Here is a 13,555-nt window from a genome sequence, read left to right as displayed (position 1 = left end):
GCGCTAACATCAATCGTCCCAGTCAGCTCCTACATTCCAAACAGTCCGCTCTGCCAATATTCACGACTTCAGTTCTCGGAGTAATCGAAGGCTAAAATCGACTGTCCTGCGAATGAACTTCCATTTAGCAGACCAGCTTATATTCCAGTGAGAGGTACCGTGAACCCGTTCACCGAAACAAACTGGGAAACGCTTAATTTTAAGACCAGCTTCCTTGGCCTTAAAATACACATATAAATCCAACGAAAAATCATGTGGAGGGTTATCTAGTTGTTCAAAGAAGGCTCGGGGAAACATATTAGGTTGGGCGTTAATGTCCCACATTGCACGGCGGAGTAGTAGGGTTTCAAACAAACTCATACTGACGGTGAAGACAACATCAGTCAAAGGGCGTCCATAACGACGTCCCTTGACAAAGGTGTTATCCCCATATTGTTCAAAAATGCGAATCCCTTGAATAATATCAAAAGGGTCAGTCTGCATATCTGCATGCGTCCATCCCATCAAATCCCCTTGAGCCGCACGTAACCCACTCAGAATCCCAAAACCATATCCTTGATTAGTTTCAATCCTTACACTTCGACAACCAGGGTATTGAGGTAGTAAATGTTCGAGTACAGCGGGAGTCTCATCTGTCGAGCCATTATCAATCAGTATGACTTCAATATCAGTGAGTTCTCGCAATAAACGCTCACAACGAGTCAACAATAAAGGAATATTTTTCGATTCATTGTAACATGGAATAATCAGCGAAAATTTCACAAACGACCCCACTCATTCATACAAGAGGTGTTGAAAACATAAAATTTCATGCCAACGAAATTCAAAACAGCACTCGTCCCTGTAGCTATAAGGAAAGCAATAACCACCGCATAATTTGTCCCAGCAAGCAAAGCTAATACACCCATATTCAATAAAACATTGACACATAAATTTAGGCTGTATACGACAACAAACCTCCAGACACTCGCTAAAGGTGCATCCTTTGCCGAAAAAGTCCAAAAACGGTTCACAAAATAGGCAAATAGTGTTCCAGAAATAAACCCAATAGCCTTAGCATAGGCTAGATCAATACGTAGACTGTGCGAAAAACGGTAGCAAAGAAAATCTACACACACAGTTATAGTACCCACAAATAGAAATCTCAAAATTTCTTTATGGGTTGATGAGATAGTTTTCATTGAGGCAGCTCCGGTTGCCATGAGGAGTAAGCTGCATCAAGTTGTGAAACAGATTCACTAGAGATACTTACATCTAAATCAAGATGATAAGGGTGACCAGGCCAGAGATGAAAGCAGGATTGCCAATAATTAAATGTTTTGAGATCATTCGGAGTTCCCCAAGAAAGATAACTGTCAACCTCAAAAAGAACACAACGTAGCCCTAACGCAATAGCATCATTTATACATGAATCAAGATAAAACTCTCCATTTACACGGCCATTACGGTTAATCAGTCTATCTACACTACGACGGACATCGTCATTACGACGAAAAGTAAAAGTGCCTAATACAACGGGATCATTTGACGGATCTAAAAGAGGTGTTTTTACTGATATATGTTTGATAACACCGTCAACATCCGCATCAATCCAACCAAACATATTGGGATGCCTGGCAGCATTTGCGTAACCACGAACTCCCCAAACAATAACATCTACAGTTTCATCATTAACTAGCTGTATTAACTTGGTATAATCATATATAGCACCGTTATCGCAGGTGCCAAACGTAATATGACCAGGCTCATTTCTTGTTTTTTCTAACTCATTCAAGCCAAACAATGCTGTACACGCCTGCCCTTCAGTTACTTTTTCAACTTTAGTCAAATGTGCCCCAGGGAAATCCTGCAATATGGCACTACTGACATCATCAATGCCAGGCATATCAGATCTGAGAACAAACACATAATTGTTAGCAGTAGGCAGATCACGAGCCGCTTGCAAAACCATAGGTTTAGCAGAGACAGGAATCAAAGGTTTCGTCAATTCATAGCCTTCTTTGCGAAAACGTTCCCCTATGCCGGCCATCGGTATAATGACAGAACCTACAGGTTTGGAATTTATGGGAGTGTTTAATAGGTGACGGAAAGCATCAGACCAGTAATTATATTCTTTTACGTCTGCAGGTGTACCCCATTGCATGAAATGTTGTAATGGATAAACCCCAATTCGTTTCCCTGCAGCCAGCAATAGTTTATATGTCAAACTTACATAATATTCACCATTCAACGACAGACCTAGAGAAACGGTGTCATGGAAAGCAGCAAGCATTGTTTTCCCAGTTGAATAATAGTAAGTACCACTGGAAGCATACTCATTCATACGATTATTAGTATATGGCTTTTTTTCCTGAATATCGACGACCCAACCTTTTTCCTCACGCATATATGCGTAATTCGTAGTCCCCAAAGTATGTGGGTGAAATCCCTTATATGCAGGGATAGCACCATCACATTTTGATTCATATGCCCATTTTTTAAAAAGTACCCAGTCCCAATAACACGTAAAATCGCAATAATTAACCACTACAGGTTTTTCTATGTCTATCATAGATTCAGACTGCAATACGGCATGCACCGGTCCCAATTTGTGAGGTGCAATTCCCAATATTCGCCCTGTAGGACAATAATGCTGGAGAATTTCTTCCATACAATACATGGGATCATTCAGATGCTCCTGATTGCAAATAAAAATAAAATCAGTCTCGCCAGGGAACATATCTATTACATGAGCAATAATCGGCTTACCTTCAATCTCAATTAAAGGTTTTGGTACAGAATAACCAGCCCGACGGAATCTCTCACCAAAACCGGACATAGGTATAACAACTTGGATTTTATTACTCATGATTTTTTACCCCCCCAAATGTTCCAAACTACAGTCACTGTTCAGCAGTACAATCTGATAGCTCCCAGAAAATCAGTTGCACTTTGGCTGCTATGTAATCCATGGCATATCATTCGATACTGGATGAGTCTCAGATTTGAAACTATTGAGCAATTGTACAATAGCAGTTGAAAGATCTTCAGCACTTTCATCATCGACATCGAGACAGAAGGCATGCTCACCAGCAACTTCCTTGAATTCATCTGTCCCTGATGTTATTCCCACCTAATTACACGGCCATTTCATAGTTCATTGATATCAGATAACTCAGTGTTAAGGGTTTACGGTGGCGATTGTAAAACACGTCGATAATAGCCTAATATCGCATTCATCGCCTGCTCCCGACTAACAAAAACTTTACCCTACATCAAGTGTGTGATAAACGCGTTTCATTACCGCATTGTCATAACAACAGCCCTTTCCGCTTATCGAACAGCGTAAACAGTTACCTTTCAGTGTATCGCGATACCGATGACTCGCATATTGACTCTTTCTGTCCGAATGAATGATGACCTGTCCTGTCGGTTTCCTCTGTTTATCGCCATCTCCAATGCATCAATAACAAGCTAATTTTTTCAGCCTATTACTCAGACTCCAGACTATTATCTGTCTGGAATACAGGTCTATAACCGTTGCCAGATACAGCCAGCCTTCTCTCGTCCTGATATGAGTAATTCGATGCTCAAGCCATATCTGCCGCGATAGGGCTAAATTCCCGATTCCGCAGATTAGCCACTATAGGAAAATCGTGCTGATTGTTTGTCATCACCTTATTAACGCACCAGATTCTCTGCTTTCAAACCAGACTATTTCATCAGGCGGCTAATACTGCTTTTGCCATGAAAATGCTATTCATCCTACAAGTCACTTTGCAACTGCCGGATACCGAAAGTCCTCGGCTGGCATAGTGCAACTGAACAAGTCGCTGGTCCGGTGATCCCTCACGAAGAACGTCGTCGCTTTTTCAGCGATAAGTTTATCCTATTCCAGTTCAACAATTTTGGCTTTTAAGCGGCGAATTCCCAGCGCTTGTTCTGGAATCTGCAGCGCATTGGAGAAAGCAACATATCTCTATCCTGATAGAGCCTTTCCAATTTTAGAGTGTGTTCTTTTTTGATATCAATCCCTGCCTCATACGGGCAACGGACTTGCCGCTTTCTAGCAGAAACGAGGCGACTCTGCGCTTGAACTTCGGGGGTGGGGTGTATTGCCATGGTGATCTCGCTTTCGTTGATTGATTTGAAGCAAAGTGGGCACTAAATCAAGGACAGATCATTCCTTTCCTGTCGTATTCTTGCTGAAAATATATAAAAAAGAGAGTTAAATGACAAAATGGTTTCAATGGTATGTTATTTAACTGGTTGTGATTTATGATCATATTGCGTTATATTACGCTTCAAAATTGAAGCCTGAATACCTTAGTCATGCGATATCAAGGCCTTAAAATCAGCCAGGTTGGTTTGTCTAAACATCAGCATTGTCCCCCTTGAAAGTAATAGCGTGGCGGGTGAGGCAGTTGTGAACACGTTTGCAAAAAATTGCGACTTTTCTATCATTAGCGGACAAAATATTGTGTTCTTGTATTAATTTCTTTATGGACGGAACGGAACCAGAACCATGTTTTGCTCTGGTGCGGCTCGATAATGACTCTCTGATCAGGAAAATTAACTTATGACTTTTGTTTCATACGCAAAAAATTTTGAGGATGTAATTTTAAAGCGTGCCCTGAAGCAGATGAGTAAAGGTTTTTATATCGATATTGGTGCAGCCCAGGCAGATATTCATTCTGTAACGAATGCATTTTACAAGGAAGGTTGGCATGGAGTTAATATTGATCCGAACATAGATTCATTTAACCAATTGGTTCAGAAACGCCCTAAAGATGTAAATCTGAATATAGCGATTTTGGATAAAAAGTATTCGGACGTTCCACTTTACGTTTTCAAAGAAAAAGGGATTTCAACATTTGAAAAAGGTTTAGCTAAATACTTTTCAGACTACGGGTTTAGCTACAAAACATATACTTCAAGTTCTTTAACCCTTAAAGATATATGGGAAAAATACGTTCCTCAGGGGCAAGAGGTGCATTTTCTCAGTATTTCTGTGGAAAATACGGAGTTACAGGTTATTGAGGGAAATGATTGGGAACGCAACAGACCCTGGATTGTGGTTGTACAGACCGTTGATCCTCTCGGGGGGGAAACCAAATCAAAGAAAATTGAAGACGCATTTCAGAAAGCTGGCTATGATTCGGTTTGTTTCAATGGCGTCAATCGTTTTTATCTGGCGCATGAAAAACGTGAGCTTGCCGAGCTTCTCACATTACCTTCCAGTGTATTGGACGAATTTGTGCCTGTAGCAGAGTTTGAAAAAGCTAATGCGCTGGTTGCGTTGAACTCTGCTATTGCTGAACGTGATGAAGCGCGTGCTACACTGAATACGGCAATCGCCGAGAGGGACGAATACAAAGTTTCCGTTGATGCGATCGCGATTGAGCGTGATCAGTTTGAGAGAGACAGGCATTTTTTGCTGCATTCACGATCTTGGATGATCACAAAGTTCTTACGAGAATTGTCCCTTTTTGTTAAAACCCAGAAAACCGCATTAAGAAATAATATGAAATCAATCATCATTTTTTCTTATAAAAAAGCACGCAATTTCCCTTACCTGTTGAATCTTGTAAAGAAAATTTTGTCACTCTCTCCGCGCATTGAAATTAAAATTAGGCGACTGATGTCCACTTATCGGCAAAACCTAATTCTCCCATGTGACAACATCAAAATAAAAGATGGGCATGACGATCACAACGTCTCTCTTTTAGCGACTGGTTTGAATGTAAGGCCTATTCAGAAGAAAATCGTTTTCATTTATGTTGATTTTACTTGCAGACAGGATTCGATGTTTGGCATTACTCGTGTGGTGACAAAATTGACCGAAAATCTTTGCAATTTGGGCGAAACTGTTGTTCCGGTTAAACTGTCTCCCGATACGCTCAGATTAGCGCCGTTGTCCGAAGCAGAATTGGAAAACTTCAAGAAAATTGCAAACATAAAGCTCAACTCTCTTTCGCGTCATCTTCTTGATAAGGATTATTTTGATCAGGTTGGGCCACATCTAAAATCGTCTCCGGTGCAACACTGGCTTCTTGTCCCGGAAGTTACATATCATACTTATCATAATGTTCCTGTGACCTCCCGGTTAATCAAATGTGCACGGGATTGGGGCCTGAAAGTTGGTTCCGTGTTTTACGATCATATTCCTCTGACACACGAGTCAGCGAGTTCTAATGCTCTTAAGCATATGCGGTATTTGTCTGATCTGTCCCTGTCAGACATTATTTGGCCAATAAGTGATTTTTCCGGTAGAGAGCTACATCATTATTATGCCGCGATAGAGAAGCTTTCTACCAGAGAGACTCCCGTCATTTCTGCCAACAATTTGCCAGAAGCGGATGCATCTGAGAGACAGATTTTTGATTGGTCTTCTACTGAAAAAATCATTCTTTCCCTTGGATCAATATGCCTGAGAAAGAACCAGTTAACGTTGGTCCGGGCATTTAATGCCTATTGTCATTCTCATCCTGAAACAGAGTGGAAACTGGCTCTAGTCGGACAGTATGTCGAACCGGAATATATGATACAGGTTCAAAACGAAGCCCGGAAAAATAAGCGTATTTGCATATACAACGAGATGAATGATGCGGATCTGGACCTTCTTTACAAGAAGGTCGCCTTTACTGTGTTCGCCTCAACGAATGAAGGATATGGATTGCCGATCGTCGAAAGTCTCTGGCGCCTGAGACCTTGCATTTGTGCTGCAAACGGAGCGATGCTGGATCTGGCAAGGCATGGTGGTTGCGTAACAGTAGATGTTACAGACCAAGTGGTTTTGCAGAGTGCAGTTGAAAAGTTGATCGTAGACAGATCCTTCTATGACGCAAAAATAGGTGAGATCATCCGACGACCAATGCGAAGTTGGTCTGAGTATGCCCAGCAAATCATCAATGAAACGAATCGACCTAGATCGAATCTGACATTTGATGATGTGATTTGCGTTTGGGTTGATGCGACTGTTGCATCTAGCGGGAATAGCGGTATTCAACGTGTAACCCGACAATTATGTCGCACTCTAATAGAGGCAGGACACCGGTTGGTGCCAATAAAATGGGATGAAAAAAGACATTGTGTAACCGTTGCAAATGACACTGAGCTTGCAGTTCTGGCAGCATGGAATGGCCCAGATCCGAAGAGATGGTTGAAAGAGCTGCCCCAGGACAGTGACAATGAGCAGATCGTTTATCTTTTAAGCGATTTACCTCTCAATCGTGACCTTTCTTTCCAGCAAGAGGTGATTCAATACTTCAAAGAAAAATCGGCTCATTGTTGTAGCATTTTCTATGATGCCATCCCTCTTATCATGAATGACATATATCCGCAGCCCTTTGTTCAGGCGATGCAACAATATATGAAAATGCTCGATCAGATGGACCAGGTTTTTAGTATTTCAGAGAGCAGCAATGATGATCTTTACCGTTTTTTAAATATAAAAGCTCTTAAAGGTCTTGCTCTTGAGCAAAGATTAAAAGCAGTCTGTTTGCCTGAACAGTACTCAGCATCCTCAAGAATTAAACGGCCTGCCCTGTCATCGGACGAAACATGCAACATCATTTGTGTGTCGACTGTGGAGCCAAGAAAAAATCACCTGGTACTTTTACAGGCATTCCTTGATGCTGAAAAAAAATCTCCACGAAAACTGAAATTAACACTGATTGGCAGCGGTAATACATTCGATACAACACTTAAGCCAAAAGTAAATGATCTGATTGCCCAATCAGAGAATATTGAATGGATTCAGGATGCTGATGATCAAAAGCTTAGCGAATGCTATCAATCGGCACATTTCACGGTCTATCCGTCTGTACGAGAGGGGTTTGGCCTGCCGATTGTTGAAAGTCTATGGTTTGGACGCCCTTGTATTTGCGCCAATTTTGGTCAAATGGCAGAGCTTTTACAGCATGGTGGGTGTTATGGAGTAAACGTACACAATGCTGATGAGATTAGAGACGCTATTATTGCGTTAGCCAATAACGGCAGTGAATATCAGAAACTTGTGGAAGAGGCATTAAATCGCCACTTTAAGACATGGAATCAATATGCAGAGGAGCTTGTTTCACTCATTTGCAAACATACTGCGTATAAAAAGGTGGCAGTTCTACCAGAAGTACCAGATACGTCAATTTCATTGTTCCTTCCGGAAAGGCCCAAGCTGTCTGTTTGCATAACAACATATAATCGTAAAAAGTGGCTTGCGATTAACATTGAGAACTTTATCTCGGTATCTACCGGTCTGGAAAAGGACGTCGAACTAATTATTTGCGATAACTACTCTCATGAATGTATAGATGATCTGATTGCGAAATATCACCATTATTCAAACATAACGATTTACCAGAACAGTGCGAATATCGGGATGTTAAATAATCTTCCCCAGACAGTTTCGTTTGCAAATGGCGAATATGTCTGGCTGATAGGTGATGATGATCTGATCCACAAAGATGCTTTGCAAAACATCCTTGACATAATTAAGAAAAAATCTCCCGACCTTATCAATTTGAATTACAATGTCAGTAGTGCTGATGTGCCGGAAAGTCTGGATTCTCTCGATGAATATTTAGACAAAGCTCAGAATTATACCCTGGACGGGGTGAGCAAAGTTGCACCGATCAGGGAAATATCGTCTCGGAACGAAAATTATTACACAGCCATTTATTCCTTTGTGGCGCGCCGAAATTTCTCATGGCGTATTTTTAACCAGGATACGTCAGGCGCTCCGTTCAGCAGCATGCAAACCTGTGTTCCTTCATCAAAATATATCCTGTCCAAGATGATGGAGGAGAAAGGCTATTGGTTAAACAAGCCAGCAATAACCATCAATCTGAAGGTATCCTGGGGAGAACATGCGTCAATCTGGCTGCTGGAACGAATCCCTGAAGTATACGATCTGGCTGAGTTGAATGGTGCGCCAGAAAAGGATGTATCTCATTGGCGTGACCATACATTCCGAAATAGTATCCATTGTCTAGATCTTCTCCAGAAAGCTGACAATAATGGATCTTACCCTAACTTCAGTTTTGCTCGCTATCTTCGTCGTAACCGAGGGGTGGACAGTTTTGAAACATATCTTCCAATCGTCAAGAAGAGCTATCAAAAAGCTCGGGATAATGGGATCCCATTTGCGGATCTTACCGAAGAAGAGTTTGCCACAATCTCAACTACTAGAGTGGAGCAGCAGCAATGAGCAACCCTCTTCTTAGTATTGCTATCCCTACCTATAATTTCGGCCGATTTCTTCCGGATACGCTCAATACTCTTCTGCCGCAGGCAGAGGAGTATGATGTCAATGTTTTGGTTTTTGATGGCTGCTCGACTGATAATACACAAGAAATTGTTTCACAATTTCAAGAGCGCTACAATAACCTTAGATATATAAAGGCTATGGCGAAAGGCGGCATTGATTATGATATGACATTGAGTGTTTCCTTTGCCGACAGTGATTATTGCTGGCTTTTTTCGTCAGATGATTTGTGCCTTGATGGCTCTGTAGATTATCTTCTGAGCCGAATTAAACGATATAGACCCGATTTGCTTTTGGTCAGGCACAATGAATGCGATTTTGATATGAATGTGCTGACAGATTGGCCTATTCTTAATCATAAAAATGAACGTTTGTATGATCTGAATAATCCACAAGAGTTAGAGCAATATTGTGGCTCGTCAAAAACATCAGAGGCGTTTTTCTCGTTTATGGGTGGTCTCGTTGTCAATCGTAAAACATGGTTCGATGTTCCGTTGAATCTGGATGCCACGAACAAAAGCTGGGCACATGTTACCCGCATTTTTTCGTTGACCCGTAAAAGCTTCAAGTTGCTTTATTGCCCTCAAGTGTTACTTAATAGACGTGGTGGCAATGACAGTTTTTCTCAGAGCGGGATGCTCGAACGTCTGAAACTTCAGGTTAATGGCCTTCAGTCTGCTGTTGCGAAATCAACTGAAAATCCGGTAGTTATGCGAAATCTGAAGCGTGTTATTTTGAACGAAATTTATCCTAATTGGTATAGGGCCGTTGAGGCTGACCTTGTGTCTCAAAATGCATCAGCAGAAACGATGTCGGAATTGGGATGCTTACTTCAATCAGTCAAGGAAGTTTAAGCTAAATGAAATATAATGCCATAAAACAGTGTAGAATCGGAAAGTCGGAAAATCTTCAAATGGTTCTTTCGTTAGGGAATCAGGCTCTTACTGGCGTTTTCCCCAAAAGTCCTGATGAAACTATCACATCAGGCCCGCTGGAACTTGGCTGGTGCCCGGATAGCGGCTTGCTGCAGTTAATGCATTCTTATGAACCTGATGAAATGTATGGTGATAATTACGGGTATCGCTCTGGCTTAAACCAATCAATGGTAGATCACCTTACCAGAAAGATTTCCTGGTTGGAACGTCGTGCTGAATTGCAGAATGGCGATACAGTTCTGGATATTGGATCAAACGACTGCACTTCTCTCAAAGCCTATTCTGTATCACATATCAAACGCATCGGCATTGATCCAACGGGACGTAAATTCAAGCAGTACTATCCTGATGATGTGAAACTAGTCCCTGATTTTTTCAATGCTGTAAATTTTAAATCCGCTAGTAATGAAAAAGCCAAAATCGTAACCTCGATTGCTATGTTTTACGATCTGGAAGATCCGATTGCCTTTGCGCGGGACGTATCGTCCATCCTGCATCAGGATGGAGTCTGGCATCTTGAGCAAAGCTACATGCCTTCCATGCTCAGGATGACATCTTATGACACTATATGTCATGAGCATCTGGAATATTATTCTCTCGAAGCCATTTGCTACATCATGGACCAGGCCGATCTCAAAGTAGTTGACGTGTCAATGAACGCAGTCAACGGTGGCAGCTTTGCGGTAACAGTTGCACATAAAGGTAACACTCGTATTAAACCAAATACGCCAGTTATCGAGTGGCTTCTGGCTCAAGAGGACGCAATGGGACTTTATACTCCGCGCCCTTATCGTGATTTTGAAGAACGCGTATATCGCCATCGTAAGGATGTTACCAATTTGATCCGTACCTTGACGGCTGATGGGAAAAAAGTTCTGGGTTATGGCGCGTCGACGAAGGGCAATGTGTTGCTGCAATTCTGTAATCTGACAGCAGCAGATATTCCAGTGATCGCTGAAGTAAACGAAGAAAAATTTGGTCGCTTTACGCCGGGAACGAATATTCCAATCGTGTCCGAGGCCGAGGCACGTGCAATGAAGCCTGACTATTTCTTTGTCCTGCCATGGCACTTTAAAGAAGGTATACTTAAGCGGGAAAAAGACTTCTTGAACTCTGGTGGCCACTTCATTTTCCCATTCCCGGAAATTGAAATCATCTGATACAATTTCTAGTGTTATAGGGAAAGATTGAGTCTATCTTGTCAACTACTGGAGAAAGGTTTTAAGTCTTTAGAACCTTTCTCAATATCAGCGCAGCGGACTTTTTGGCTGAGTAGGAATTAGATATTCATCGGCATCCAAACCGTGACCAATCGGCTAACTCTCGTTGTGTGGATAAAAAGATAACGTAATAATCTGGACAGATATCAAAACTATTTTCGACGTAGGACAACAGCTCGTTTATCCGGCTGCTGAGCCAATGTAGCATTATAAAAGACAGAGTCTATCCCTCCGCCCCTTACATTTCACATTTCAAGCATTTAACTTTTTAAACTCTTAGATACAGTTATCATAACATCTGCATTTACCATATATTCAATTTTCTTCAAATATCATTATTTATTCATTTTTGAATAAATAGAAATAATTTCATGAAACATCTTTTTATAAAACGAAAAGGGGATGTTACTATCCAAGACCTACTATTAAGTAATGCATTTACATGTTGCTCACTGCGTTCTAACTCTATCAAATAATAGTTATTTCGCTCCTCTAGGTTAGAAATCTCATCCTGTATAGTTTTAATTACAGCATATATTTCCTGCTCTTTATTATTGGTTGTGGTATATACTCTCTGCTCTTTACTATTAATTTTGGCATATATTCCCTGCTCTTTTCTATCAATTGTAGTATATATTTCCTGATCTTTACTATTAATTTTGGCATATATTCCCTGCTCTTTGTTATCAATCGTGGTATATATTCCCCGCTCTTTACTATTAATTGCAGTATATATTTCCTGATCTTTATTATTAATTTTTGCATATATTTCTTGCTCTTTATTATTAATTGTTGTATATATTCCCTGCTCTTTATTATTAATTTCGGTATATATTTCTTGCTCTTTACCATTAATTTTTGCATATATTTCCTGCTCTTTATTATTAATTGTTGTATATATTCCCTGCTCTTTATTATTAATTTCGGTATATATTTCTTGCTCTTTACCATTAATTTTTGCATATATTTCCTGCTCTTTATTATTAATTATGGTATATATTCCTTGGTCTTTAGCATTTATTTTGGCATATATTCCCTGCTCTTTATTATTAATTGCGGTATATATTTCCTGCTCTTTATTATTAACTGTGGCATATATTTCCTGCTCTTTATTATTAATTTTGGTATATATTTCCTGCTCTTTAGTGTTAATTATGGTGTATATTTCTTGTTCTTTAGTAATATACCCCCAAGATTCATATACATCCCGCAGATAATTATCTGGAACGGCTATCGATATATTAAACGAATTAGAACACAATCCCATATTAAGGAATTTATTGCCCCAAAAATCACGATCATCAAGAAGAGATTTATAATTTACTGCAACACCATATTTCCTGGCTCTATCATCTAAATTAACAGATTCAACTCCAAAATAGGGTGATTCTGTATTTACAGATGAACTTATTGCACAGCATTTATCTATAGACTCTGTTATTAAAAATTTATAAAAATTTTTCTCTGGTACAATTTCCGCGCCATATCGTTCTATAATTATTTGATCAACACTTTCGTCGGTCAAATTAGGGTGTGGGCGATATATAACTCGCGGATAATCTCTGGCTAAGGCATCAATCTTATCGAGATAAGACGTTAATTTTTTAAATTCGCCATCGAAATAGATGCTCTTATCAATTGGAGTTTGGCCAAATATTGCTAGCGTTTTTTCTTTCTTTATTGATGTTGAATTAATAGATGATTTAATTTTATTGACACAAAAATCGATTAAACCAGTGCTTGCCGCATGATTTGAAAGATCATAGTCAAATGATGTTGTAACGTCAAAATATAAATCATCTAAGAAACGTATAGGATGAATAGAAAAATTAATCCATGGTATTTTATTTTCAGAAAAATAATTTATGTCTGCATCAGAAATTTCAAAACCAATAATAGCCGTATTAGACAAATCTAGACTGGCAATTTCTGATACTCTATTTTTATCAATGGACTCCCGCCATACCTCAAGCCAATCAGATATGCTTACCTTCTTATTTACCTCACTTATATACATAGAGGCTGTGACGTTAACTTCTTTAAATACAGGAGAAAAAAGGCGGAATAACCGCTCTATATTCACATCTTGGGCACCGCGATTCACATCACCAATAAATAAGACATTCATTAATTATTTCCTGTTTTCATTACTATATTTG

At 40.0% G+C, this 13,555-nt stretch carries 7 protein-coding genes; 3 read left to right on the top strand and 4 right to left on the bottom strand.

Annotated features, from left to right (window positions below; translation table 11 throughout):
* Positions 1 to 60 precede the first annotated feature (60 nt).
* From PCO85_03885 to PCO85_03875, 3 genes are read right to left on the bottom strand one after another with little or no spacing between them, the layout of a single operon-like run.
* Complete coding sequence (locus PCO85_03885; GenBank protein WJV54600.1) at positions 61 to 762, bottom strand: glycosyltransferase family 2 protein; 702 nt, start codon at positions 760 to 762, stop codon at positions 61 to 63.
* Positions 759 to 1,181, bottom strand: coding sequence for a GtrA family protein (locus PCO85_03880; GenBank protein ID WJV54599.1), 423 nt, complete (start codon positions 1,179 to 1,181; stop codon positions 759 to 761). The genes PCO85_03885 and PCO85_03880 overlap by 4 nt, the downstream gene beginning before the upstream one ends.
* Positions 1,178 to 2,848 carry a sugar phosphate nucleotidyltransferase gene (locus PCO85_03875; protein ID WJV54598.1) on the bottom strand — a complete coding sequence of 557 codons (1,671 nt, stop codon included), beginning with the start codon at positions 2,846 to 2,848 and terminating at the stop codon, positions 1,178 to 1,180. Before PCO85_03875 ends, PCO85_03880 begins: the two co-directional genes overlap by 4 nt.
* A 1,710-nt stretch (positions 2,849 to 4,558) precedes the next feature.
* On the opposite strand from PCO85_03875, the gene PCO85_03870 reads away from it, so the two are divergent.
* Genes PCO85_03870 through PCO85_03860 form a run of 3 tightly spaced genes read left to right on the top strand, consistent with a single transcriptional unit; the run spans position 4,559 to position 11,336 of the window.
* Entirely contained in the window at positions 4,559 to 9,184 is a 4,626-nt protein-coding gene (locus PCO85_03870) for a glycosyltransferase (GenBank protein ID WJV54597.1), read from the top strand.
* The gene (locus PCO85_03865) at positions 9,181 to 10,095 is read left to right on the top strand and encodes a glycosyltransferase family 2 protein (protein ID WJV54596.1); all 915 of its coding nucleotides are present in this window, start codon (positions 9,181 to 9,183) and stop codon (positions 10,093 to 10,095) included. Before PCO85_03870 ends, PCO85_03865 begins: the two co-directional genes overlap by 4 nt.
* A gap of 5 nt (positions 10,096 to 10,100) precedes the next feature.
* A complete protein-coding gene (locus tag PCO85_03860; protein WJV54595.1) occupies positions 10,101 to 11,336 on the top strand; it encodes a class I SAM-dependent methyltransferase in 1,236 nt (411 codons plus the stop codon).
* 403 nt (positions 11,337 to 11,739) lie between these two features.
* Here PCO85_03860 and PCO85_03855 read toward each other — a convergent pair whose 3' ends face one another.
* The gene (locus tag PCO85_03855; protein ID WJV54594.1) at positions 11,740 to 13,524 is read right to left on the bottom strand and encodes a hypothetical protein; all 1,785 of its coding nucleotides are present in this window, start codon (positions 13,522 to 13,524) and stop codon (positions 11,740 to 11,742) included.
* Between the last annotated feature and the right edge of the window lie 31 nt (positions 13,525 to 13,555).

Source organism: Prodigiosinella aquatilis, from assembly GCA_030388725.1.
Lineage (GTDB): Bacteria > Pseudomonadota > Gammaproteobacteria > Enterobacterales > Enterobacteriaceae > Prodigiosinella > Prodigiosinella aquatilis.
This window is presented reverse-complemented; position numbering and strand designations above follow the sequence as displayed.

Excerpts from the sequence above, each read along its gene's own strand:
- PCO85_03880 (WJV54599.1), bottom strand. The coding sequence starts at position 1,181 with ATGAAAACTATCTCATCAACCCATAAAGAAATTTTGAGATTTCTATTT.
- PCO85_03875 (WJV54598.1), bottom strand. The coding sequence starts at position 2,848 with ATGAGTAATAAAATCCAAGTTGTTATACCTATGTCCGGTTTTGGTGAG.
- PCO85_03870 (WJV54597.1), top strand. The coding sequence starts at position 4,559 with ATGACTTTTGTTTCATACGCAAAAAATTTTGAGGATGTAATTTTAAAG.
- PCO85_03865 (WJV54596.1), top strand. The coding sequence starts at position 9,181 with ATGAGCAACCCTCTTCTTAGTATTGCTATCCCTACCTATAATTTCGGC.
- PCO85_03860 (WJV54595.1), top strand. The coding sequence starts at position 10,101 with ATGAAATATAATGCCATAAAACAGTGTAGAATCGGAAAGTCGGAAAAT.
- PCO85_03855 (WJV54594.1), bottom strand. The coding sequence starts at position 13,524 with ATGAATGTCTTATTTATTGGTGATGTGAATCGCGGTGCCCAAGATGTG.